The 25,896-nt window shown below is 60.2% G+C and carries 16 protein-coding genes; 10 read left to right on the top strand and 6 right to left on the bottom strand.

The window, feature by feature from the left end; all coding sequences use genetic code 11:
• Window positions 1-4,689, bottom strand: a complete 4,689-nt coding sequence (locus HBN98_RS05910; RefSeq protein ID WP_083368271.1) for a hypothetical protein — start codon at window positions 4,687-4,689, stop codon at window positions 1-3.
• Between the two features lie 174 nt (window positions 4,690-4,863).
• Between HBN98_RS05910 and HBN98_RS05905 the strand changes: the two genes are divergently transcribed.
• Together HBN98_RS05905 and HBN98_RS05900 are read left to right on the top strand one after the other, a co-directional pair.
• Window positions 4,864-7,323 (top strand): EAL domain-containing protein, encoded by a 2,460-nt coding sequence (locus HBN98_RS05905; RefSeq protein WP_064588630.1) that lies wholly within the window; start codon window positions 4,864-4,866, stop codon window positions 7,321-7,323.
• Between the two features lie 79 nt (window positions 7,324-7,402).
• Window positions 7,403-8,164, top strand: a complete 762-nt coding sequence (locus tag HBN98_RS05900; protein WP_186352699.1) for an iron-containing redox enzyme family protein — start codon at window positions 7,403-7,405, stop codon at window positions 8,162-8,164.
• A gap of 138 nt (window positions 8,165-8,302) precedes the next feature.
• Here HBN98_RS05900 and HBN98_RS05895 read toward each other — a convergent pair whose 3' ends face one another.
• From HBN98_RS05895 to HBN98_RS05875, 5 genes are all read right to left on the bottom strand, one after another.
• On the bottom strand, window positions 8,303-9,229 hold the full coding sequence (locus tag HBN98_RS05895; protein ID WP_064588628.1) for a GGDEF domain-containing protein: 927 nt from the start codon (window positions 9,227-9,229) through the stop codon (window positions 8,303-8,305).
• 362 nt (window positions 9,230-9,591) lie between these two features.
• Complete coding sequence (locus HBN98_RS05890) at window positions 9,592-10,332, bottom strand: YciK family oxidoreductase (protein WP_083368272.1); 741 nt, start codon at window positions 10,330-10,332, stop codon at window positions 9,592-9,594.
• 170 nt (window positions 10,333-10,502) lie between these two features.
• Window positions 10,503-11,174, bottom strand: a complete 672-nt coding sequence (mupP, locus tag HBN98_RS05885; RefSeq protein ID WP_064588626.1) for an N-acetylmuramic acid 6-phosphate phosphatase MupP — start codon at window positions 11,172-11,174, stop codon at window positions 10,503-10,505.
• 4 nt (window positions 11,175-11,178) lie between these two features.
• Window positions 11,179-11,877, bottom strand: coding sequence for a bifunctional 2-polyprenyl-6-hydroxyphenol methylase/3-demethylubiquinol 3-O-methyltransferase UbiG (ubiG, locus tag HBN98_RS05880; protein ID WP_047598712.1), 699 nt, complete (start codon window positions 11,875-11,877; stop codon window positions 11,179-11,181).
• A 57-nt stretch (window positions 11,878-11,934) separates the two neighbouring features.
• Window positions 11,935-13,269, bottom strand: a complete 1,335-nt coding sequence (locus HBN98_RS05875; RefSeq protein WP_083368273.1) for a TRZ/ATZ family hydrolase — start codon at window positions 13,267-13,269, stop codon at window positions 11,935-11,937.
• 108 nt (window positions 13,270-13,377) lie between these two features.
• Here HBN98_RS05875 and mtnA point away from each other — a divergent pair, with 108 nt between their 5' ends.
• The 8 genes from mtnA (at window position 13,378) to rpsA (ending at window position 25,813) form a co-directional block, all read left to right on the top strand.
• Entirely contained in the window at window positions 13,378-14,454 is a 1,077-nt protein-coding gene (gene mtnA / locus HBN98_RS05870; protein ID WP_083368274.1) for an S-methyl-5-thioribose-1-phosphate isomerase, read from the top strand.
• A gap of 425 nt (window positions 14,455-14,879) precedes the next feature.
• The gene (gyrA, locus tag HBN98_RS05865; RefSeq protein WP_083368275.1) at window positions 14,880-17,534 is read left to right on the top strand and encodes a DNA gyrase subunit A; all 2,655 of its coding nucleotides are present in this window, start codon (window positions 14,880-14,882) and stop codon (window positions 17,532-17,534) included.
• A gap of 250 nt (window positions 17,535-17,784) precedes the next feature.
• The gene (gene serC / locus HBN98_RS05860) at window positions 17,785-18,870 is read left to right on the top strand and encodes a 3-phosphoserine/phosphohydroxythreonine transaminase (RefSeq protein WP_064588622.1); all 1,086 of its coding nucleotides are present in this window, start codon (window positions 17,785-17,787) and stop codon (window positions 18,868-18,870) included.
• Entirely contained in the window at window positions 18,870-19,964 is a 1,095-nt protein-coding gene (gene pheA / locus HBN98_RS05855; RefSeq protein WP_083368276.1) for a prephenate dehydratase, read from the top strand. Before serC ends, pheA begins: the two co-directional genes overlap by 1 nt.
• Window positions 19,965-19,976: 12 nt before the next feature.
• Complete coding sequence (gene hisC / locus HBN98_RS05850) at window positions 19,977-21,089, top strand: histidinol-phosphate transaminase (protein ID WP_083368277.1); 1,113 nt, start codon at window positions 19,977-19,979, stop codon at window positions 21,087-21,089.
• 28 nt (window positions 21,090-21,117) lie between these two features.
• Entirely contained in the window at window positions 21,118-23,325 is a 2,208-nt protein-coding gene (locus HBN98_RS05845; RefSeq protein ID WP_229755030.1) for a bifunctional prephenate dehydrogenase/3-phosphoshikimate 1-carboxyvinyltransferase, read from the top strand.
• A complete protein-coding gene (gene cmk, locus HBN98_RS05840) occupies window positions 23,322-24,011 on the top strand; it encodes a (d)CMP kinase (RefSeq protein ID WP_015093983.1) in 690 nt (229 codons plus the stop codon). Before HBN98_RS05845 ends, cmk begins: the two co-directional genes overlap by 4 nt.
• 119 nt (window positions 24,012-24,130) lie before the next feature.
• Window positions 24,131-25,813: a 30S ribosomal protein S1 gene (rpsA, locus tag HBN98_RS05835; protein ID WP_041069380.1), complete on the top strand. Its 1,683-nt coding sequence runs from the start codon at window positions 24,131-24,133 to the stop codon at window positions 25,811-25,813.
• The last annotated feature ends 83 nt before the right edge of the window (window positions 25,814-25,896 follow it).

Below are 25,896 nucleotides of genomic sequence, written 5' to 3'. Positions count from 1 at the left end.
TCAACTCCACAACACCTGCAACGCGCCCGCTGAACCGTCGTGGCCGAACTCTTTCATGACCACGGCGCATGACTCGCACGGGCGCATGGTCGTGGCGACATCGACCGAGCGCAGCTCCTTGGGGGCGGGGTATTTTTCCCTGATCACCTGAATCAGCTTGCTTTCACTGTCCAGCGACGTGGGGCGGGCGGACAGGGTTGGCCGGTAGGTGACGATGTCTTTGATAGTCAGGGGCACTGCCAGCAACTGCCCCTGCGGGGTGACCGTCAGCGACGTCTTTGGAAAGCTGCTGCTGTAGTCGATGTTGATGTAGGTGGTGTCGCCGATGCGCACGTGGTTGGCGCCCAGATGGCGGAATAACGGCAAGCGGGTGGTCGTGCCCTGTGTACCCGAGACACTGACATAGACCTCGCGCTGACCGCTCACCGTGGTGACTTCGGCGTAGGCAATGTTGCGCGCGTTGAGCGGCCTCTCGTATCGCGGCAGCAGGTTATGCAGCTTCTGCATCGACTGGTCGATGCGCAGCGCGGCGTCAGTGTTCTTCGGCGGAACGGTGGGTGACAGAAACAGCGTGTCGAAGATTTCTGCTGTCCGCAGGCGAAAGGCCTGCGGCGCTTCCTTGCTGCGTGTCCAGCTGCTGGCGCCATTGGGCAGGCGGGTGACGATCATGCGTGTGGAGTGATCGAACATCAGCGCCTCCCCCGGGCTGGTGTCGACTTTCAGCCATTTCAGGTTGGCCGGCGGATGGGCGGACGTACCCAGGGGAATGGCCAGGTCCTCCATGGTTTTCATCGCCCGCTCGACGGCCTCGAGGCCATGGATGCGCACGATGTTGTTGGCGTTCAACGAGCCGGTATACACCGTCAACAGCTCGGCGCCCAGCGTACCGTCTGCCATGTCGGCGGGTAGCAGGCGGGTGAAGCTCAATTGATTGCCCGGTACCTGGCCTTTTTTGATCGTCGCCTGGTAGTACTCCTGAGTATTGACCCGAAAGAACACGTAGCTGGCCGAGTCATCGATGGCGGGCAGCATGATTGCGCCGACTCGGTGTGAGTCATTCAGATGGTCATACGTGGCGCCGATGTCCAGGCGTGCATAAATGCCTTTGCGAAATTGCAGCGTCGCGTTGATCTGCCGCTTGGGCACAAGCCTGCCGCCTGTGAATCCCAGTCGGGCAAGGTCGCCGCGAAACAAGGTCGAACGGCCATCAATGATCGAGTAAAGCTTGCTGTCGACGGCCATGAACTCGCCGCGCTGGTTGGGCAGCGGAGCGGGAGTTGAAAGCCTGTCGCCGAACCATGGCGCATACCCCTTGGTCTTGTCGATGCTACCGATGGCCGGCGTCGACGCGGGCTCGCCGGTGACGTAGCTGGCGAGGCAATCAGGCGAGCTGCCCGGCATGCGGCGCGGTCGGCAAGAGGGCAGGGTCCATTGCTTGCTGTCGTCGAGCATGTCGACGCGACGCAGTTCATCGCCGTCCAGCCGATAGGGCACATCGTCAATGAATACCGTGGAACGGCCGTCAACCTCCAGCAACTGATGCACCCGTGAATCGTCTGCGAGTTCGACGAAAATCTCCTCGTCGGTCTTTTTCAGCGGGCTGTAGTGGGAGCGGCCGAAGGACACCTGATGCCGTTCTGTCGTCAGCGCCGGCCCAAAAGGCTGGCCTGATAGCGGATCGAGCAGAAAGTGGCGATTTCCTGGCCCGCCGATTCGACGGACCGGGACGTCTTCAATGCCCTTGATCACGGCCAGTCGATCAGCGTGGTTCAGCGGCTGCCAGCGTCCGGGGGCGGTGGCCTGCGGCAAGTGGCTGAGCAGGTCGTAGTCGTCTGCTCGGCCGGCCAGTCTTTTCAACTGGAACAAGGCTTGATTCTCCAGGGCAGCAACCGCGCGCCCGGCGCTTTTCACCCCACGCGCGGACAACCGCACCAGGTCGGGCAGGCCATCCAGCGGATTGAGGTTTTTCAGCGTGTCAGTAAGGAATTTGCGTGACAGTTTGGTAAATCCCGGAATCGTCGCGCGAATGTTCATTCTGCCGGCCTGGACCACGAGCCTGATACTGCCGGCGGCGAATTTTCCCAAGGGAATGCCGAAGGACACGATATCGATTATCAGACTGATGGCGCCCATGACGCGGTCACCGTACTGGTCCGACATGAGGTCCTCCAGGCTGCCCCAGAATGGAATGAAAGGCTTGATGCTGTGTAACCAGTGTTTGCGGTTACTGTCGCGTTCGAACGCCGTCACGCCGAAAGCGTCTTCACGCATTTTCGCCTCATCGGTATAGAACCAGTGATGGGCGATATAGCTGGCAATCGCCGCGCAGCGAGCGGAAGACAACGTCAGCTCGTGGGTCATCTCAAGGTGTACAACCGGGAGTGGATGCGGCAGCTCGGGGGTGTCGTTCAGGGCATCAAGGATGCCGACGCACCTTGCGTCGCGTGCAGGCTTCGTGCCTTGTTCATGGGCTTTCCAGTCGAACGGCAAGGGGCGAGCCTTGAACCGGGAAATCAATTGTTCGCGGGTTCGCCCTCGTTGCGGCTCAAGCGCTGGCGTGAATCGGCCACCTTTGAGGCCCTTGTTCAGATCCGGGCGGGGGCGGATTACGCCGGCACGGGGTATGCACTCGATGAAGCGCACGGTGGGGCCACAGGTCACTTGCAGGACAAACCCCATGCGTACTCTGAACGGCAATCTGTTCTTCGCGTTTTCAAGCAAGGCTGGAACGAGCCGGGTTGCCTTGCGCAACGTCAGGATCTGGATCTGCCCGTGCTCAAGGGCCTGGCGATCTTCCCAGGGCAGCGTCGCCAGTTGGCATCTGATCAGGTGCTCGTAAGCGGCTTTGGTCTTGGTCAGGTAGTTGGTGAACCGTTGGTCGAACAGTTTGCCGATGTCGGGCAGCGTGCAGTTTTTTGGAAACACCGATGATCGGTTGTCCGCGGTGGCAGAGGCCAAAGTGCCCGTTTGCAGCACGTTTGCGGCGTTCAGACTGATCCATTCACTGGCGGTCCGACCATTGGTGGTGACGTACCATTTTGTGTCGGTCGTCAGTCCCCCGGAGGCGTAGACCTCAGGCAGTGGCCAGTGTGGTTGGGGCACATCGGGGCCATCGATCAGGGCGCGCGTGCTGCGTGTTGTGGTGCGCGGAGCGTTACGCATCAAGCGTATGTTCAAAAGCAGGCCCGTCCTCGCCCACAGATCATTGGACATCGCCCCCTTCAGTTGCTCTTTTGCCAGTTGCAGACGTTGGGGTGGTTCAAGGCTCAGTTGGACAATGGTCTGGTTCAGCTGCGTATTGTGTGCGTCCAGTGCCTTGATCGCTTCCAGCTGATTGTCGTGCGGCGCTGTGCCGGGTGAGTCGGTCACCGTCGCACCGGTGGCTGCCGCCCAGCGCATGGCGGCCGGGATGCGCGTGAGGGTGATCAACTGCAGCTCGGCTTCAGTGGCGTCGGCGCTTCTTTTCAGCGGCAGATCGACCAACTGTTGAAAGGTCAGGCGCTGCAGCAGACCCGGGTCGAGCGTCTGGGCCAGATGCACACCGTGCACGAAGTTGACCCAGACCGGTGAGGTGCAATAGGGCAGATCGGGCGGAATATCGCGCACCTGAAACTCGATGGGAAACCAGGGTACGCAGAGTCGTCCCAGCAGGGCCTGCTCGGTCGGGGTGGTGGCGCGCACCGACGTCATCAGGTGTTGCAGGAAATCCTTGCGGATATCCGCGTAGCTCCGGCCATGGTTGGCAGGGTTCTGCAGATCGTAACCAACGATGCTCTGCGGTGCCTCGGCAGGCGTCAGCTCATACCAGATCCGCAAGGCTTCAAGTACCAGGCGTGCCGCGATGTCCGGGGCGGTGGGTTCATCCGCTGCCGCCGCGCCGTACCAGTTCAGGGTTTTCAGCAGGCGCAGGCCAGTATCGCGTGCCGTGGGCGTGTCGAGCATGGCGGCGAGGCAGGCGGTAGGGGTGGTTTGCAGTTGGTGAGCCGTCAGCGCAGGTTTTACCTCGCCGATCAGCCGTTCGATAACCGAGCCGGCTTCACCGCCAAGAAGCTCGCTGATGATCAAGCTGACGGCGTAATGCTCGCTGGGGTCGATCAGCGTGCCGAGTGGCGTGCCCTGTTCAAGATTGAGTCGGTGGATGGCGCGTTTTTCTTCAATCTCTTCCGTAAGCCGGACCAGGCTCGCCTCGGTTTGTCTGGCCGGAACGCTGAGACCATAAAACTTCAGTACCTGAGGCAAGGGCAGCAAGCTGTCGGAGCGAAGATGTCCGCCGATGCTCAGGATCGCTCGTTGAAAGGACTGAACGCTACTAAGCAACTTTTCAGTGTCGCTGATTTTGTAGGTGGTACCGCTGCCATCAAGGAGGGTCCCGCTAATAACGCACTGTTCGCCAACGCTGTCGATTTCCGTGGGCCTCCCTTCAACGGTTCGCAGGTATTTGGACAGCTCGTTGTCTCCCGGCGACGTGAGCAGCGACTGCCAGCGATTTCGCGCGTGAGCGTGCTCGATGGATAACGGCGAATGGCTGCGCGGTGAAAAGTAGAAATCGCCGAGCGAGGTGGCGTGACGTTTTACGTCATGCAGGGCGCTTAACAGCGCCGTATATTCAGCCTGTTGGCCGGCGTGACGTTGTAACGGCGTGGGCGTGGGCGTGGAAGTTGTTGAAGTCGTTGAGGTCGTTGAAGTCATGTAAAGGGCTCTTGAGTGAGAAAGAGCCGCAGTGTCAAACCTTCGCTTGCTGGCTGTGCGGTACATACGTATCGCAGGTTCATTTGCGTCCATGCTTGCCGGAAGGGTAATCGCCCCCTAGGCTAGCTTGAGCGGTCTCCTCTTGAAGTTGGCAGTGCGTGCACAAAGGACCTCATGAAGCAAAAAAGGACTCTCGGAACGCCACGGTTGTTGGGCATCGTCTGGCCATTTATTGCCGTCGTGTTATTTCAGGCGTTATTGGGGGGCGTGAGTCTTTACGTCCTGTCGGCCGTTCGCGGCTATGTGGCCGGTGAGAGCCTGTGGTCCAAGGGCCAGAAGGACGCCATCTATTACCTGAACCTCTACGCCGATAGCCGCGACGAGGCGATCTTCCTCAAGTACAAGGGCGCAATTGCCGTGCCGCAGGGCGGTCATGAGTTGCGTCTGGCCCTCGATCGACAGCCGCCGGACCTGCAGGCGGCGCGGGAGGGGATCCTCAAGGGGGGCAACCATCCCGACGACGTCTCGAGTCTGATCTGGCTGTACCTCAATTTTCGCCATTTCAGTTATCTGGAAACCGCAATCGACCGCTGGACGATTGGCGATGCCTATCTGATCCAGTTGGACAATGTCGCGCGTGAGATGCATCAAGGCATCAGCCAGAACGTCGCGACAGCGGCTGACATCCAGCGCTGGAAAGCACGGATCTTTGCCATCAACGACGGCGTGACGCCGGCGGCCAAGGCGTTCAGTGATGCCTTGGGCGAAGGTTCGCGGATGATCCTGCGGCTGCTGCTGTTCACCAATCTGGCCACGGCGCTGGGGTTGATCGTGCTGGCACTGTTGCGCACCCACAAACTGCTCAAGCAACGCCACGCCTTCGCCCAGGCGCTGCAACTGGAAAAGGATCGGGCGCACATCACCCTGCAATCGATCGGCGACGGGGTGATCACCACCGACGTCAACGGCGCGATCGATTACATGAACCCGGCGGCCGAGGCCATGACCCACTGGAAGGCCGAGCACGCCGCGGGCCTGCCCCTGGCCGCGCTGTTCAACCTGCTGGACGACAATGCCCAGACTGAAGGGCTGACGCTGATCGAGCATATCCTCAGCGGCAAACTGGTCGGCGGCAGCGAGCACTCGAAGCTGATTCAGCGCCTGGACGGCAGCACGGTGTCTGTGACGCTGGTCGGTGCGCCGATCCGCAATGCGGAAAAAATCAGTGGCACGGTGCTGGTGCTGCACGACATGACCCAGGAGCGGCAATATATCGCAAACCTGTCGTGGCAGGCGACCCACGATGCGCTTACCGGTCTGGCCAACCGCCGCGAGTTCGAATACCGCCTGGAGCAGGCGCTGCACAACCTGACGCGCCAGACTGGCCGGCATGCGCTGATGTTCCTTGACCTGGACCAGTTCAAACTGGTCAACGACACCTGCGGTCACGCGGCTGGCGATGAATTGCTGCGGCACATCTGCACGCTGTTGCAGTCCGGCCTGCGCGAGGGCGACACCCTGGCGCGGCTGGGCGGAGACGAGTTCGGCATCCTGCTGGAAAACTGTGCGCCGGAGGCTGCAGAAAAAATCGCCGAGAGCCTGCGCCAGACCGTGCAGAACCTGCACTTCGTGTGGAAGGGCAGGCCGTTCTTGACCACGGTAAGTATCGGCCTGGTGCACATCGCCCAGACCCCGACCACCCTTGAGACGTCGCTGCGCGCGGCCGACATGGCGTGCTACATGGCCAAGGAGAAGGGCCGTAACCGGGTGCAGGTCTACCACGCCGACGATTCGGAATTGTCCTTGCGCTTCGGGGAGATGGCCTGGGTGCAGCGCTTGCACATGGCGCTGGAAGAAAACCGCTTCTGCCTTTATGCCCAGGAGATCGCCCCGTTGGGCGCCACGGCTGACAGTGGCGGGCACATCGAAATTCTCCTGCGCCTGCATGACGAGGCTGGCCGGATGATTCTGCCGGACAGTTTCATTCCGGCGGCCGAACGTTATGGCCTGATGAGTCAACTTGACCGTTGGGTCGTCGAAAATGTTTTTAAAGTCATTGCCCAATGTATTGCTGAACAACATGAAGGCCCATTGGCAATGTGTGCGATTAATCTTTCAGGCATTACTATCGGAGATGACGCGTTCTTGCACTTTCTGCGCGAACAGTTTGTTAGTTACGCCATACCACCTGAAATGATTTGTTTTGAAATTACCGAAACCAGTGCAATTGCCAATCTCGGTAGTGCAATTAGATTTATTAATGAACTCAAAGGCTTAGGTTGTTACTTCTCGCTCGATGACTTTTGTGCCGGAATGTCTTCATTCGCTTATTTGAAACATTTGCCTGTAGACTTCCTGAAGATCGACGGGAGTTTCGTAAAGGATATGCTGGACGACCCGATTAACCGTGCAATGGTCGAAGTGATCAATCACATCGGACATGTCATGGGTAAGCAGACAATTGCCGAGTTTGTTGAAACAACCCAGATCGAGCAGGCATTGCTTGAAATCGGGGTGGATTACGCTCAGGGTTACGTCATCGAACGCCCGCAGTTGTTTACCTGCGACAGTTTGCAAAGTCGGCCCGCCAGACCGCAGCCGTTGTTGTTCAAGGCGCCTGGCACGTTCCGTTGAAATCTCTTGCCGATCCTTACAATCACAAATCAAAAGGAGCCGAACAGTGATCGACACATTCAACCGAACCGGACCACTCATGGAAGCTGCAAGTTATCCAGCCTGGGCACAACAGCTCATTCTGGACTGCAGCGAGAGCAAGCGCCGGGTTGTTGAACATGAACTGTACCAGCGCATGCGCGATAACAAGCTCAGCGCCAAGACTATGCGTCAGTACCTGATCGGGGGCTGGCCCGTTGTTGAACAGTTTGCGTTGTATATGGCGCAGAACCTCACCAAGACCAAGTTTGCCCGCCATCCTGGGGAGGACATGGCGCGCCGCTGGTTGATGCGCAACATTCGCGTCGAACTCAACCATGCCGACTACTGGCTGAACTGGAGTCGCGCCCATGGGGTCAGCCTTGAGGATCTGCAGGCTCAGCAAGTGCCGCCCGAGTTGCATGCCTTGAGTCATTGGTGCTGGCACACCAGTTCGGCGGATTCGCTGATCGTCGCCATCGCCGCCACCAACTATGCCATCGAGGGCGCGACCGGTGAGTGGTCGGCGCTGGTCTGCTCTACGGGTGTGTACGCTGCGGCGTTCCCCGAAGAGGAGCGCAAGCGCGCCATGAAGTGGCTGAAGATGCACGCCCAGTATGACGACGCCCATCCGTGGGAAGCGCTGGAAATCATCTGCACGCTGGCGGGCATGAACCCGAGCCAGGCGTTGCAGACCGAGCTGCGCCAGGCAGTGTGCAAGAGTTACGACTACATGTACCTGTTCCTGGAGCGCTGCATGCAGCTGGAAACCACCGAGCGCGCGATCCACGGTCGTGAACGTCTGGCGTTGGTAGAGAGCTGATTCATGGTCTGACGCATAGCAAAAAATGTGGGAGCGAGCCGGCTCGCGAAGATGGCGTTTCAGTCAGCACGGGTTTGACTGATCCATCGCTTCGCGAGCCGGCTCGCTCCCACACTGCTTTGTACTGTCTGAAAGCACTCAGCCCGCCATCGCCAGGCGATTACGCCCCTCGCGCTTGGCCACATACAACGCGCTGTCGGCGCGGCGCAACAGGCTGTCGGCCGACTCCCCCGGCAGCAGGGTCGAGCAGCCGAGGCTGACCGTCAGGTCGATCAACTGGCCGTCAGCAAAATATTCCGCAGTCTGCGCGGCATGGCGCAACCGCTCGCCGACCATCGCCGCCGCTTCCCGGCCGGTGTTGGACAGCAGGATCAGAAACTCTTCCCCGCCATAGCGAAACACCATGTCGACGTTGCGCAGCTGGCCCTTGATCGACGCCGCCACCGCTTTGAGTACGTCGTCCCCGGCGCTGTGCCCGTGGCTGTCGTTGACCCGTTTGAAGTGGTCAATGTCGAGCATCAGCACCGACAACGGTTGCAGGTGCCGTCGGGACATGTCGATCTCGCGTTGCAGGGTCTGTTCCATGGCGATGCGGTTGCCGGTCCCGGTCAACGGATCGCGCAGCGCACTTTGGGTCGCCGCGCGGTAGAGCAGGGCGTTGCGCATCGGGAACAGCAGCGACGACAGCAGCGATTCGAGATTGCCCTGGTCTTGCTCGGTGAAGCGCTGGTTGCGGCGAAATACCAGTTCGCCCAGGTGCTCGCCTTCGTGGCTGAGGCTATAGCTGACCGAATGGTGACCGCGGGCGCCGAACTCCAGGCGCAGGTCGCTGCCCGAATGCACGTAGCTCAAGGCATCCAGCGGCACCAGGCGTTGGACTTCGCGGAAAAACAGACCGAGGATTCGTTGCGGCTCAAGACTGGTTTGCAGTTGCAGGCTCATTTGTTGGCGCAGTTGCGCCAGGCTGGCCGGGCGTTCCAGAAGCGGAGGCAGCTGACCAAAGCCCAGGCGTTGCAATTTGGCACTGTCAAAGTCAATTGCATTGGTCTGGGAAGGTGATTTCATATGGCGTGAGCCCCTAAGCAGTAAGTCTGTCTTACAGGCTGGGTGAGAGCGGCTATGGGCTGCGCGTCATACTGATCCATCAGTCCCGTAGGACATTTGGCGTAAGTTTAGTCTGCCTGATGACGAATAGTCAGCTATCGAAATCGGCCTTGCCCCAGTGCCTTCACACGGCATGCTTTGAGGAAAATTAGAGCGAAAGTCATGCCATTCGGTTCATGTAAATTAAAACCGTTATAAATCAAGTGGATGGCTTTTTGCTTTGAGGTGGGGTGGCGGTTATTTGACCAAAGTGTGACGGCGGGAGGCGGCAAATGTATGCCGCGACGGTAATCCGCCACGGCAACAAAAGCGACGTATGGCAGTTATTGCGCGTTGAATGCCTGACCATTGATACCCGCGCTGTCCGGGCCCATCAGGTACAGGTAGACCGGCATGATCTCTTCCGGGGTCGGATTGTTCAGCGGGTTTTCCCCCGGGTACGCCTGTGCGCGCATGCTGGTGCGGGTGCCGCCCGGGTTGATGCTGTTGGCGCGTACCGGCGCTACGCCGTCAACTTCATCGGCCAGGGTTTGCATCAGGCCTTCGGTGGCGAACTTCGATACGCCGTAGGCGCCCCAGTAGGCCCGGCCCTTGCGTCCGACGCTGCTGGAGGTGAACACCACCGAGGCATCCTGCGACAGCTTGAGCAGCGGCAGCAGGGTGCTGGTCAGCATGAACATGGCGTTGACGTTGACCTGCATGACGCGCATGAAGTTTTCGCCCGACAGTTGTTCGATCGGCGTCCGCGGACCAATGATCGAGGCGTTGTGCAACAGGCCGTCGAGATGGCCGAACTCGGTCTCGATCATCGCCGCCAGCTCATCGTACTGATGCGGCAGGGCGGTTTCGAGGTTGAACGGGATCACCGCCGGCTGCGGATGGCCCGCCGCTTCGATCTCATCGTAGACCTGTGTCAGATTGGCTTCGGTCTTGCCCAGCAGCAGCACGGTGGCGCCGTGGGCGGCATAGGTTTTCGCGGCAGCCGCGCCGATGCCACGACCGGCACCGGTGACCAGAATGACCCGATCCTTGAGCAATTCGGGACGGGCGGTGTAATCAAACATAAAAACCTCACAATCCATTCATGAAGACCTGCTTCCTTGTGGTGAGGGGATTTATCCCCGACCGGCTGCGAAGCAGTCGTAAACCTGCATGGCGAATCGACCTAAAAGAGCGCGGGGGCTGCTTCGCAGCCCATCGGGGATGAATCCCCTCACCACAGGGGTGTGTCAGGTCAGCAGCTGCAAAGCGCGCTGTCGAGCACCTTGCGCAATTCCAGCGGATGATCCACCACCACGTCCGCGCCCCAGTGCCGCGGGTTGTCGTCCGGGTGAATGTAGCCATAGGTCACGGCGCAGGTCTTGGTGCCGGCATCGCGCCCGGATTCGATATCGCGCAGATCATCGCCGACAAACAGCACCGTCGACGGATCCAGATCAAGCATCTTGCACGCAAGGATCAAGGGCTCCGGGTCCGGCTTGCTGTTTTTCACGTGATCCGGGCAGATCAGCAGCGCCGAACGCTCGGCCAGCCCCAGTTGCTGCATGATCGGCTCGGCAAAGCGCACTGGTTTGTTGGTGACCACGCCCCAGATCAAGTTGGCCCGTTCGATATCGGCGAGCAGTTCGCCCATGCCGTCGAACAGCTTGCTGTGCACGGCGCAACCGGCCAGGTAGCGTTCGAGGAACTCAAGACGCAGCGCTTCAAAGCCCGGCGATTCCGGGTCCATTGAAAAGGTCACGGCAACCATCGCTTTGGCGCCGCCGGAGATTTCATCGCGGATGTGCTTGTCGTTCATCGGCGGCAAGCCACGGTCCGCGCGCATCGCCTGACAAATGGCGATGAAGTCCGGCGCGGTGTCGAGCAGGGTGCCGTCCATGTCGAAAAGGACTGCTCTGATGGTCATCGGCTTATTCCTCGCGCAGGGTCTGGATCATGTAGTTGACATCAACGTCGTTGGCCAGCTTGTAGTGCTTGGTCAGCGGGTTGTAGGTCAGGCCGATGATGTCCTTGACGGTCAGGCCGGCGATGCGGCTCCAGGCGCCGAGCTCGGACGGGCGGATGAATTTCTTGAAGTCATGGGTGCCGCGCGGCAGCAGCTTCATGATGTATTCGGCACCAATGATGGCGAACAGGTAGGCCTTCGGGTTGCGGTTGATGGTCGAGAAGAACACCTGGCCGCCCGGCTTGACCATGCGGTAGCAGGCGCGGATCACCGAGGATGGATCCGGTACGTGTTCGAGCATTTCCAGGCAGGTCACGACGTCAAACTGCTCAGGCATTTCCTCGGCCAGGGCTTCGGCAGTGATCTGCCGGTATTCGACGCTGACGCCGGATTCCAGCTGATGCAGTTGCGCGACCGCCAGTGGCGCTTCGCCCATGTCGATGCCCATCACCGTGGCGCCGCGCTGGGCCATGGCTTCGCTGAGGATGCCGCCGCCGCAGCCGACGTCGAGGACTTTCTTGCCGGCCAGATTGACCCGCTCATCAATCCAGTTGACGCGCAGCGGGTTGATGTCGTGCAGCGGTTTGAACTCGCTTTCGCGGTCCCACCAGCGATGGGCCAGGGCTTCGAATTTGGCGATTTCGGCGTGGTCGACGTTGCTCATGATCAATTCCTCTAAAACTTGAAAAAGGCTGTAGCCGCGGAGTCTGCTCCGCGGTGTTTACGATTCGGTGTGGCCGCTGATGCGCTGGCCCCAGGCCCGGGCGGTGGCGCCCAGCTGTTGTTCGTCCAGACGGGTCAGACGCCGGTCGTCGAGCAGTTGTTTGCCAGCGACCCACAGGTGTTTCACGCAGTCGCGACCGGTGGCATAGATAAGCTGCGAAACCGGGTCGTAGACCGGTTGCTGGGCCAGGCCGGACAGGTCGAAGGCGACGATATCGGCGGCTTTGCCGATTTCCAGCGAGCCGACCTGCGTTTCGATCCCCAAGGCCCGGGCGCCGTTGAGCGTGGCCATGCGCAACGCGCGGTGCGCGTCCAGCGCAGTGGCCGAACCGGCGACGGCTTTGGCGAGCAGGGCGGCGGTGCGGGTTTCGCCGAGCAGGTCGAGATCGTTGTTGCTCGCCGCACCATCGGTGCCGATGGCCACATTGACCCCGGCCTGCCACAGACGCTCCACCGGGCAGAAACCGCTGGCCAGCTTCAGGTTCGATTCCGGGCAGTGGATCACGCTGGTGTTGCTTTCTACCAGCAATGCCAGATCGTCATCGCTGATCTGGGTCATGTGTACGGCCTGGAAGCGCGGGCCGAGCAGGCCCAGCCGACCGAGGCGGGCCAGTGGCCGCTCACCGCGATGCTCCAGCGCTTGCTGCACTTCGAAGGCGGTTTCGTGGACATGCATATGGATCGACGCGTCCAGCTCTTCGGCGATCACGCGGATTTTTTCCAGATTCTCGTCGCCCACGGTGTAGGGTGCATGAGGACCGAAGGTGATCTTGATCCGTTCGTGATGCTTCAGATCGCCGAACAGCTCGACGCCCTGACGAATGGCCTCATCGGCACTGGCAGCTCCGGGAATCGGGAAATCGAGGATCGGGATTGCGATCTGGGCGCGAATGCCGCTGTTGTGCACGCGTTCACTGGCGACTTTCGGGAAGAAATACATGTCCGAGAAACAGGTGATGCCACCCTTGATTTGCTCGGCAATCGCCAGATCGGTGCCGTCACGGACGAAATCTTCATCGACCCATGTGGCTTCGGCCGGCCAGATGTGATTTTCCAGCCAGGTCATCAGCGGCAGGTCGTCGGCCAGGCCACGGAACAGCGTCATCGCTGCGTGGCCGTGGGCGTTGATCAGGCCTGGGGCGAGCAGCACGTCCGGCAGTTCGCGGATTTGCGTGGCGTTACACTTGAGTGCTTCGGCGCGTGGGCCGATAAACACGATGCGACCGTCGCGGATGCCCAGCCCGTGCTCCTTGAGCACCACGCCAGCGGGTTCGACGGGTACCAGCCAGGTCGGCAGCAATAATAAGTCGAGCGCAATGGCAGGTTTCGGCATCGAGGGTCGGTTCCAGTGCTTTTGTAAAGGATGGCGAAGTATACCCGAGCGTCTTCGCGGGGGGATCGCTATAATCGGCGGCTTTTGTTCATGAGTGCGGGGTGAGGGATGCGCGATCGACTGTTGGCTGCGGAGAAAGTGAAGGCCATCGATTGGCGAGATGGCGCGCTCCACCTGCTGGATCAGCGTATTTTGCCGTTCGAGGAAACCTGGATTGCCTACACCAGCGCCGCCGGCGTGGCTGAGGCGATTCGTTCGATGGTGGTGCGCGGCGCGCCGGCCATCGGCATCAGCGCAGCCTATGGCATTGTGCTGGCGGCCCGTGCTCGGGTGGCCGAAGGTGGCGACTGGTATGCGGCGCTGGAAGAGGATTTCGCCTTGCTGGCCGACTCCCGGCCGACGGCGGTCAACTTGTTCTGGGCGCTGAACCGCATGCACGATCGACTGGATCGTCTGAAGGACAATGCCGATCCGCTGGTGGCGCTGGAGGCCGAGGCGATCGCCATTCACGAAAGCGATCGCGAAGCCAACCTGACCATGGCGCAACTCGGCGTCGACCTGATCCGCAAACATCAGGGTAATGCCCAGGCGATCCTGACCCACTGCAACACCGGCGCGCTGGCCACTGGCGGTTTCGGTACGGCGCTGGGGGTGATTCGCGCCGCTTATCTCGAAGGCATGGTCGAACGCGTCTATGCCGATGAAACCCGGCCGTGGCTGCAGGGCTCGCGCCTGACCGCGTGGGAGCTGGCGAACGAGGGCATCCCGGTCACGCTCAATGCTGACTCCGCCGCCGCGCACATCATGAAAACCAAAGGCGTGACCTGGGTGATCGTCGGCGCTGACCGCATCACCGCCAATGGCGACGTGGCGAACAAGATCGGCACCTACCAACTGGCGGTCAACGCCATGCACCACGGCGTGCGGTTCATGGTGGTGGCGCCGAGTTCGACCATCGACATGAATCTGGCCAGTGGCGACGACATCCCGATCGAGGAGCGTGACGGCGCCGAGTTGCTGGAAGTCGGTGGCAAGCGCGTGGGGGCGGACGTCGAGGCGTTCAACCCGGTGTTTGACGTGACCCCGGCGGATCTGATCGATGCGATCGTCACCGAGAAGGGCATCGTCGAGCGTCCGGACACGGCGAAAATGGCCCAATTGATGTGCCGCAAGCGCCTGCATTGATTGGCTTGATGTCTGCGTTGTCCCCTTCGCGAGCAGGCTCGCTCCCACAGGTTTTGTGATCAGCATAGAACGTTGTGGGAGCGAGCCTGCTCGCGAAGGGGCCTTAAAAGTCAATAAACATCCCCAAACCAAGCTTCAAATCTGCATTCAAAGAAGCTCTGAGCTTCTCTCGTCCCCTTTACGCCTGTCATCGGTCAACTAACTATGCTCCATGCGCATCTGGGGGATAGGTGCGTGGCGGCTCTTGTGATAACATCCGGCGTTTTCCGAGGCGGCTTCACGGAGCTGTCTTTACTGCGCAAATCCACTGTTCAATTTGTTGATTTGTCGTAAGTCGGCGCATGGCACTCGGCCTGCCCCGACGAGCTTCGTACATCCCATATGGATATGACGAAGTTTCACCAGAAAAAGGAATCAGGCTTCTCATGGGCGAACTGGCCAAAGAAATCCTCCCGGTCAATATCGAAGACGAGCTGAAACAGTCCTACCTCGACTACGCGATGAGCGTAATCGTCGGCCGTGCACTGCCGGATGCGCGCGATGGCCTCAAGCCCGTGCACCGTCGCGTACTGTTCGCGATGAGCGAGCTGGGCAACGACTTCAACAAGCCGTACAAGAAATCTGCCCGTGTTGTCGGTGACGTGATCGGTAAGTATCACCCGCACGGTGATACGGCGGTGTACGACACCATCGTCCGCATGGCTCAGCCTTTCTCCCTGCGCTACCTGCTGGTTGACGGTCAGGGCAACTTCGGTTCGGTCGACGGCGACAACGCTGCGGCCATGCGATACACCGAAGTGCGCATGACCAAACTGGCGCACGAGCTGCTGGCCGACCTGCACAAGGAAACCGTGGACTGGGTGCCGAACTACGACGGCACCGAAATGATCCCGGCGGTGATGCCGACGCGCATCCCCAACCTGCTGGTCAACGGTTCCAGCGGTATCGCCGTGGGCATGGCGACCAACATTCCGCCGCACAACCTCGGTGAAGTCATCGACGGTTGCCTGGCCCTCATCGACAATCCCGAGCTCACCGTCGATGAGCTGATGCAGTACATCCCCGGTCCGGACTTCCCGACCGCCGCGATCATCAATGGTCGCGCCGGCATCATCGAAGCCTACCGTACCGGTCGCGGCCGCATTTACATGCGTGCGCGCTCGATCATCGAAGACATCGACAAGGTCGGTGGCCGTCAGCAGATCGTCATCACCGAACTGCCTTACCAGTTGAACAAGGCGCGTCTGATCGAGAAGATCGCCGAGCTGGTAAAAGAGAAGAAACTCGAAGGCATCACCGAACTGCGCGACGAGTCCGACAAGGACGGTATGCGCGTCGTGATCGAACTGCGTCGCGGCGAAGTGCCTGAGGTGATCCTCAACAACCTCTACGCCCAGACCCAGCTGCAATCGGTATTCGGCATCAACATCGTCGCGTTGATCGACGGCCGTCCACGGATTCTGAACCTCAAGGATCTGCTGGAAGCCTTCGTCCGTCACCGTCGCGAAGTGGTTACCCGTCGTACTGTGTTCGAGCTGCGCAAGGCCCGCGAGCGTGGTCACATCCTCGAAGGCCAGGCCGTTGCCCTGTCGAACATCGACCCGGTGATCGCCCTGATCAAGGCTTCGCCGACGCCGTCGGAAGCGAAAGAAGCGCTGGTCAGCACGCCGTGGGAGTCCTCGGCAGTGGTGGCGATGGTGGAACGTGCCGGTGCCGATTCGTGCCGTCCGGAAAACCTCGATCCGCAATACGGTCTGCGCGAAGGCAAGTACTTCCTGTCGCCAGAACAGGCGCAAGCCATTCTCGAACTGCGTCTGCATCGTCTGACCGGTCTGGAGCACGAGAAGCTGCTGGCCGAGTATCAAGAGATCCTCAACCAGATCGGCGAGCTGATCCGCATCCTCAACAGCGCCGTGCGCCTGATGGAAGTGATCCGCGAAGAGCTGGAAGTCATCCGTGCCGAATACGGCGACGTGCGCCGCACCGAAATTCTCGATGCGCGTCTCGACCTGACCCTGGGTGACATGATCCCGGAAGAAGAGCGCGTCGTGACCATTTCCCACGGCGGCTATGCCAAGACTCAGCCATTGGCTGCGTACCAGGCGCAGCGTCGCGGCGGTAAAGGCAAGTCGGCGACTGGCGTCAAGGATGAGGACTACATCGCTCACCTGCTGGTTGCCAACAGCCACACCACGCTGCTGCTGTTCTCCAGCAAGGGCAAGGTGTACTGGCTCAAGACTTACGAAATTCCGGAAGCGTCCCGCGCCGCCCGTGGTCGTCCGCTGGTCAACCTGCTGCCGCTGGATGACGGTGAATACATCACCACCATGCTGCCGGTCGAGGAGTACACCGAAGGTCACTACATCTTCATGGCAACCGCCAATGGCACCGTCAAGAAGACCCCGCTGGAGTCCTTCAGCCGTCAGCGCAGCGTCGGTCTGATCGCGCTGGAACTGGACGAAGGCGACGTGCTGATCTCCGCGGCCATCACCGATGGCGAGCGCGAAGTGATGCTGTTCTCCGACGGCGGCAAAGTGACGCGCTTCAAAGAGTCCGACGTCCGTGCCATGGGCCGTACCGCTCGTGGTGTGCGCGGCATGCGTCTGCCGGAAGGTCAGAAGCTGATTTCGATGCTGATCCCGGAACAAGGCAGCCAGATCCTCACCGCTTCCGAGCGTGGTTATGGCAAGCGCACCGCGATCACCGAGTTCCCTGAGTACAAGCGTGGCGGTCAGGGCGTGATCGCCATGGTCAGCAACGAGCGTAACGGCCGTCTGGTCGGTGCGGTTCAGGTGCTCGACGGCGAAGAAATCATGCTGATCTCCGATCAGGGCACCCTGGTACGTACCCGTGTCGACGAAGTGTCGAGCCTGGGTCGTAACACCCAGGGCGTGACCCTGATCAAGCTGGCCAAGGATGAAACCCTGGTCGGTCTGGAGCGGGTTCAGGAGCCATCGGAAGTCGAAGGCGAAGAGCTTGAAGGTGAAGAGGGTGCCGAGTTCGAGGGAGATGTCGTAATCGACGACGTTGCCGAGGACCAGCAACTCGACGCCGCAGCTGACGAAGAGCCGCAGGAATAAGCGGACAAGCGAGGGGGCGGATGAAAATTCGCCCCCTTGTTATTTGTCCGAACGGAAAGTTTCGATTTTCAGGGAAATCCCTTGTGGGAGCGAGCCTGCTCGCGAATGCAGGCGCTGCGGTAACTCTGAAGCACCGCGGTGATGCATTCGCGAGCAGGCTCGCTCCCACAGAGTTCCTGCCTCAGCAGGAGCCCTGTGTTGATTGATGTGATTTATTGCGTGATACCACCAAATCAGAGCGAGATTGGATGTGAGCAAGCGAGCCTATAACTTCTGTGCCGGTCCTGCGGCGCTTCCTGAAGCTGTCCTGCAACGTGCTCAGGGTGAACTCCTTGATTGGCACGGCAAGGGTCTGTCGGTCATGGAAATGAGCCATCGCAGCGATGAGTTCGTGTCCATTGCCACCCAGGCCGAGCAGGATCTGCGTGACCTGCTGAATATCCCGTCGAACTATAAAGTGCTGTTTCTGCAGGGTGGCGCGAGCCAGCAATTCGCGCAGATTCCGCTGAACCTGTTGCCTGAAGGCGGCAGCGCCGACTATATCGACACCGGTATCTGGTCGCAGAAAGCCATCGAAGAAGCCTCGCGCTACGGCCACGTCAATGTTGCCGCCACTGCCAAGCCTTACGACTATTTCGCCATCCCGGGCCAGAACGAGTGGAACCTGTCGAAAGACGCTGCTTATGTTCACTACGCGCCGAACGAAACCATCGGCGGTCTGGAATTCCAGTGGATCCCGCAAACCGGTGATGTGCCGCTGGTGGCCGACATGTCCTCGGACATCCTCTCGCGCCCAGTGGATATCTCGCGTTTCGGCATGATCTACGCCGGCGCGCAGAAGAACATCGGCCCGAGCGGCATCGTGGTCAACATCGTTCGCGAAGACCTGCTGGGCAAGGCCCGTGCCCTGTGCCCGACCATGCTCGATTACAAGGTCGCGGCCGACAACGGCTCGATGTACAACACCCCGCCGACCCTGGCCTGGTACCTGTCCGGCCTGGTATTCCAGTGGCTGAAAGAGCAGGGCGGCGTCGAAGCGATTGCCAAACTCAATGACGTCAAGCAGCGCACGCTGTATGACTTCATCGACGCCAGCGGTCTCTACAGCAACCCGATCAACAAGTCGGACCGCTCGTGGATGAACGTGCCGTTCCGTCTGGCTGACGATCGTCTGGACAAGCCGTTCCTCGCTGGTGCCGATGAGCGCGGTCTGCTCAACCTCAAGGGCCACCGCTCCGTGGGCGGCATGCGCGCCTCCATCTACAACGCTGTCGACATCACCGCCGTTAACGCGCTGGTGGCGTACATGGCTGAATTCGAGAAGGAACACGGCTGATGTCCGAGCAAGAACTCAAGGCACTGCGCGTTCGCATCGACGCTCTGGACAGCAAAGTCCTCGAGCTGATCAGTGAGCGTGCGCGTTGCGCCCAGGAAGTCGCGCGAGTAAAGATGGCCTCGCTGGCCGAAGGCGAAGTGCCGGTGTTCTATCGTCCCGAGCGTGAAGCTCAGGTGCTCAAGCGGGTGATGGAGCGCAATCAGGGGCCGCTGGGCAACGAAGAGATGGCGCGGCTGTTCCGCGAAATCATGTCCTCGTGCCTGGCGCTCGAGCAGCCGCTGAAAGTGGCTTACCTCGGCCCTGAAGGCACCTTCACCCAGGCGGCGGCCATGAAGCACTTCGGCCACGCAGTGATCAGCAAGCCGATGGCGGCGATCGACGAAGTGTTCCGTGAAGTGGCGGCGGGTGCGGTGAACTTCGGCGTGGTCCCGGTGGAAAACTCCACCGAAGGCGCGGTCAATCACACCCTCGACAGCTTCCTCGAGCACGACATGGTGATCTGTGGCGAAGTCGAGCTGCGCATTCACCATCACCTGTTGGTCGGTGAAAGCACCAAGACCGACAGCATCAGCCGCATCTACTCCCATGCCCAGTCGCTGGCCCAGTGCCGCAAGTGGCTGGACGCGCATTACCCGAATGTCGAGCGCGTGGCGGTGTCGAGCAACGCCGAAGCGGCCAAGCGGGTCAAGGGCGAGTGGAACTCGGCGGCGATTGCTGGCGACATGGCGGCAGGCTTGTATGGCCTGACGCGTCTGGCCGAGAAGATCGAAGACCGTCCGGACAACTCGACGCGCTTCCTGATGATCGGTAACCAAGAAGTGCCGCCGACCGGCGACGACAAGACTTCGATCATCGTCTCGATGAGCAACAAACCTGGCGCGCTCCACGAGCTGCTGGTGCCGTTCCATGACAACGGGATCGATCTGACCCGGATCGAAACCCGTCCGTCGCGCAGCGGCAAATGGACCTACGTGTTCTTCATCGACTTCGTCGGCCACCACCGTGATCCGTTGATCAAGGGGGTGCTGGAAAAGATCAGTCAGGAAGCAGTAGCACTCAAAGTGCTGGGTTCCTACCCGAAAGCAGTTCTCTAAGGGCGGTAGCAAATGAGTGGCAACTTCCTCGCTCTGGCACAGCCGGGCGTGCAACAACTTTCGCCGTACGTTCCGGGCAAGCCTGTGGACGAACTGGCGCGCGAGCTGGATCTGGATCCGGCGAAAATCGTCAAACTGGCGAGCAACGAAAACCCGCTGGGCGCCAGCCCGAAAGCGCTGGCCGCCATCCGCGAAGAGCTGGCCGAGCTGACCCGTTATCCGGACGGCAACGGCTTTGCGCTGAAATCCCTGCTGGCCGAGCAGTGCCGCGTCGAGCTGAACCAGGTCACCCTGGGTAACGGTTCCAACGACATTCTGGAGCTGGTGGCGCGTGCCTATCTGGCGCCGGGTCTCAACGCCGTGTTCAGTGAGCACGCGTTCGCCGTTTACCCGATTGCGACCCAGGCCGTCGGCGCCGAGGCCAAAGTGGTTCCGGCCAAAGACTGGGGGCATGATCTGCCGGCGATGCTTGCGGCCATCGATGCCAATACCCGCGTGGTGTTCATCGCCAACCCGAACAACCCGACCGGCACCTGGTTCGGTGCCGAAGCGCTGGACGAGTTCCTGCAGGACGTACCGGAGCATGTGCTGGTGGTGCTGGACGAGGCGTACATCGAGTACGCCGAAGGCAGCGAACTGCCGGACGGTCTGGATTTCCTCGCGGCGTACCCGAACCTGCTGGTGTCGCGCACCTTCTCCAAGGCCTATGGTCTGGCGGCGCTGCGCGTGGGTTATGGCTTGTCCACCGCCGTAGTAGCGGACGTACTGAACCGCGTGCGCCAGCCGTTCAACGTCAACAGCCTCGCTCTGGCCGCTGCCTGTGCGGCTTTGAAGGACGAAGAGTATCTGGCGCAAAGCCGTCAGCTCAACGAATCCGGCATGCAGCAGTTGCAGGCGGGTTTTCGTGAGTTGGGTCTGAGCTGGATCGAGTCAAAAGGCAACTTCATCTGTGTCGACCTCGGCCAGGTAGCCGCGCCGATTTTCCAGGGCTTGCTGCGTGAAGGCGTGATCGTGCGTCCGGTGGCCAACTACGGCATGCCGAACCACCTGCGGGTGACCATCGGTCTGCCGGCGGAAAACAGCCGCTTCCTCGAAGCGCTGCGTAAGGTTCTGGCTCGTGGGTGATGTCACTGCTCTGCAATCTGCTGCACCTATGATCGGTCGCCTTGTGGTGGTCGGTCTGGGATTGATCGGTGGTTCGTTTGCCAAAGGTTTGCGTGAAAGTGGGATCTGCCGCGAAGTGGTCGGGGTCGATCTCGACCCGCAATCGCGCAAGCTGGCGGTGGAGTTGGGTGTGGTCGATCGTTGTGAAGACGACCTGATCGCTGCCTGTCAGGGCGCCGACGTGATTCAACTGGCGGTGCCGATCCTGGCCATGGAGAAAGTGCTGGCCCGTCTGGCGAGCGTTGATCTGGGCCCGGCGATTCTGACTGATGTCGGCAGTGCCAAAGGCAATGTGGTGCGCGCGGCAACCGAGGCGTTCGGCGGCATGCCGGCGCGTTTCGTGCCGGGTCACCCGATTGCCGGTTCCGAGCAGAGTGGGGTGGAGGCTTCGAATGCCGAGCTGTTCCGTCGGCACAAGGTGATCCTCACGCCGCTCGAGCAAACCGATCCGGCGGCGCTGGCGGTGGTTGATCGCTTGTGGCGCGAATTGGGCGCCGACGTGGAACACATGCAGGTCGAGCGTCACGATGAAGTGCTGGCTGCGACCAGTCATATGCCGCACCTGTTGGCCTTCGGTCTGGTCGACTCGTTGGCCAAACGCAATGAAAACCTTGAGATCTTCCGTTACGCTGCCGGCGGTTTCCGCGATTTCACAAGAATCGCCGGAAGCGACCCGGTTATGTGGCACGACATCTTCCTTGCCAACCGCGAGGCTGTTCTGCGCACACTCGATACATTTCGCAGCGACCTCGACGCCTTGCGCGACGCGGTCGATGCAGGGGATGGGCACCAATTGTTGGGCGTTTTCACGCGCGCCCGGGTTGCCCGCGAGCATTTCAGTAAAATCCTGGCCCGCAGGGCCTATGTGGACGCTATGAATTCCAACGATCTGATTTTCCTGGCTCAACCTGGTGGCCGCCTGTCCGGTCGGATTCGCGTACCAGGTGACAAATCGATTTCCCACCGTTCGATCATGCTCGGCTCGCTGGCCGAAGGCGTGACCGAAGTCGAAGGTTTCCTTGAGGGTGAAGACGCCCTGGCCACCTTGCAGGCGTTCCGTGACATGGGCGTGGTCATTGAAGGCCCGCACCACGGTCGCGTGACCATTCACGGCGTCGGCCTGCATGGCTTGAAGCCTGCGCCGGGCCCGATCTATCTGGGCAACTCCGGTACTTCGATGCGCCTGCTGTCCGGCCTGCTGGCTGCGCAGGACTTCGACAGCACCCTGACGGGTGATGCTTCGCTGTCCAAGCGTCCGATGAATCGCGTGGCCAATCCACTGCGTGAAATGGGCGCCGTGATCGAAACGGCTGCCGAAGGTCGTCCACCGATGACCATTCGTGGCGGGCACAAGCTCAAAGGCCTGACCTACACCATGCCGATGGCCAGTGCGCAGGTGAAGTCCTGCCTGCTGCTCGCCGGTCTGTATGCTGAAGGTAAAACCACGGTCACCGAGCCTGCTCCGACCCGCGACCACACCGAACGCATGCTGCGTGGTTTCGGCTATCCGGTCAGCGTCGATGGCGCTACCGCGTCGGTTGAGTCCGGCGGCAAGCTGACCGCGACCCATATCGAAGTGCCGGGCGACATTTCGTCGTCGGCATTCTTCCTGGTGGCGGCCTCGATCGCCGAAGGTTCCGAGCTGGTGCTGGAACACGTCGGCATCAACCCGACCCGTACCGGTGTCATCGACATCCTGCGCCTGATGGGCGCGGACATCACTCTGGAAAACCAGCGTGAAGTTGGCGGCGAACCTGTAGCCGACCTGCGCGTGCGGGCAGCTAAACTCAAAGGTATCGAGATTCCGGAAGCGCTGGTGCCACTGGCCATCGACGAATTCCCGGTGCTGTTCGTGGCAGCTGCCTGTGCCGAAGGCCGTACCGTGCTGACTGGCGCTGAAGAGCTGCGCGTCAAGGAATCGGACCGCATTCAAGTGATGGCGGATGGCTTGCTGGCACTGGGCGTGAAATGCCAGCCGACCCCGGACGGCATCATCATCGATGGTGGCCAGATCGGCGGCGGCGAAGTGCATGGTCACGGCGATCACCGTATTGCCATGGCTTTCAGTGTGGCTTCGCTGCGCGCCACCGCGCCGATCCGCATCCATGATTGCGCCAACGTCGCGACGTCGTTCCCGAACTTCCTTGCGCTGTGCGCGCAGGTCGGTATTCGTGTGGCTCAAGAGGCTCAGTCGTGAAAAACATTGCACCGGTCATCACCATCGATGGGCCAAGCGGTTCGGGCAAAGGCACGGTCGCCGGGATCCTGGCCAAACGTCTGGGCTGGAATCTGCTGGATTCCGGTGCGCTGTATCGCCTGCTGGCGTTCGCGGCGCACAACCATGGTGTCGACCTGACCAATGAAGAGCTGCTGAAGAAACTGGCCGCTCATCTGGATGTGCAATTTATCGCGGCGACCGACGGTCAGTTGCAGCGCATCATTCTGGAAGGTGATGAAGTCAGCGACGTCATCCGTACTGAAAGCGTCGGTTCCGGCGCTTCTCAGGTGGCTGCGTTGCCGGCGGTGCGCGAGGCGCTGCTGCAGCGTCAGCGTGCTTTCCAGGAGGCGCCGGGCCTGGTGGCCGATGGCCGGGACATGGGGACGGTGGTGTTTCCGGATGCCCCGCTGAAGATTTTCCTCACCGCCAGTGCCGAGGAACGAGCGCGCCGCCGATATTTGCAGTTGAAGGGCAAAGTCGAGGGTGTTAGTCTGTCGAGTCTGCTAGATGAGATCCGTGCACGCGACGAGCGTGATACCCAGCGCGCAGTGGCCCCGCTCAAACCGGCGGCCGACGCGATACAGCTGGATTCCACGGAGTTGTCCATCGATCAGGTGCTTGAACGCATCATGAGCGAGATCGCCATTCGCGATATCGCCGGGTGACCAAGAAGGCCGCAGGGGACCAGTCATAGTCCTGCAGCGCTTCTTTTAAATGAAACTAACCCACACCGTCTGGGGTGTGGAGATGGGCGTATTCTTCGCCCTCATCTACAGGAATTAAAATGAGCGAAAGCTTTGCGGAACTCTTTGAAGAAAGCCTAAAGACCCTGAACCTTCAGGCAGGCTCCATCATCACCGGTGTTATCGTTGATATCGATTACCAAGCTCGCTGGGTAACCGTTCACGCTGGCCTGAAGTCTGAAGCACTCATCCCGCTGGAACAGTTCTACAACGATGCTGGTGACCTGACTATCAATGTCGGTGACGAAGTTCACGTAGCTCTGGATTCGGTTGAAGACGGTTTCGGTGAAACCAAGCTGTCCCGTGAAAAAGCCAAGCGCGCTGAATGCTGGATCGTTCTGGAAGCAGCCTTCGCAGCTGAGGAAGTGGTCAAGGGCGTTATCAACGGTAAGGTTAAAGGCGGCTTCACTGTCGACGTTAACGGCATCCGTGCGTTCCTGCCAGGTTCCCTGGTTGACGTCCGTCCAGTGCGCGACACCACGCACCTGGAAGGCAAAGAGCTGGAATTCAAGGTCATCAAGCTGGACCAGAAGCGCAACAACGTTGTCGTTTCCCGTCGCAGCGTCCTGGAAGCCGAGAACTCCGCCGAGCGTGAAGCTCTGCTGGAATCCCTGCAGGAAGGCCAGCAAGTCAAAGGTATCGTCAAAAACCTCACCGATTACGGCGCATTCGTCGATCTGGGTGGCGTGGACGGCCTGCTGCACATCACCGACATGGCGTGGAAGCGCATCAAGCATCCTTCCGAGATCGTCAACGTTGGTGACGAAATCGACGTCAAGGTTCTGAAATACGATCGCGAACGCAACCGTGTTTCCCTGGGCCTTAAGCAACTGGGCGAAGATCCATGGGTTGCTATCAAAGCCCGTTACCCAGAAAGCACTCGCGTTACCGCGCGTGTAACCAACCTGACCGACTACGGCTGCTTCGCTGAGCTGGAAGAAGGCGTTGAAGGTCTGGTACACGTTTCGGAAATGGACTGGACCAACAAGAACATCCACCCTTCGAAAGTCGTACAAGTCGGCGACGAAGTGGAAGTTATGGTTCTGGACATCGACGAAGAGCGTCGTCGTATCTCCCTGGGCATCAAGCAGTGCAAGTCGAACCCATGGGAAGACTTCTCTGGCCAGTTCAACAAGGGCGACAAGATCTCCGGCACCATCAAGTCGATCACCGATTTCGGTATCTTCATTGGTCTGGACGGCGGCATCGACGGTCTGGTTCACCTGTCCGACATCTCCTGGAACGAAGTGGGCGAAGAAGCCGTACGTCGTTTCAAGAAGGGCGACGAGCTGGACACCGTCATCCTGTCGGTTGACCCAGAGCGCGAGCGCATCTCCTTGGGCATCAAGCAACTGGAAAGCGATCCGTTCTCCGAGTACGTCTCGGTTAACGACAAAGGCGCTATCGTTAAAGGCACCGTGAAAGAAGTTGACGCCAAAGGCGCCATCATTGTTCTGGCTGACGACATCGAAGCGACTCTGAAAGCCTCCGAAATCAGCCGTGACCGCGTTGAAGACGCGCGCAACGTTCTGAAAGAAGGCCAGGAAGTTGAAGCCAAGATCATCAGTGTTGACCGCAAGAGCCGCGTAATCCAGCTCTCGATCAAGTCGAAAGACGACGCTGAAGAGAAAGAAGCTATCCAGAGCCTGAACTCCGTTCAGGAAGCTCCAGCCGATACCACTATGGCTGCTCTGCTGAAGCAAGCAATGGCCAAACAGAACTAAGTTCTGCTTGATCATAAAAAAGGGCGACTTCGGTCGCCCTTTTTTGTGCCTGCGATTTGGTGCGAAACGCTTTGGGTGTGTTG

Origin of the sequence: Pseudomonas koreensis (assembly GCF_012986595.1) — a bacterium.
GTDB classification, from domain to species: domain Bacteria; phylum Pseudomonadota; class Gammaproteobacteria; order Pseudomonadales; family Pseudomonadaceae; genus Aquipseudomonas; species Aquipseudomonas koreensis.
The sequence above is the reverse complement of the archived record's forward strand: the minus strand, read 5'-3'. Positions and strand labels throughout refer to the sequence as shown.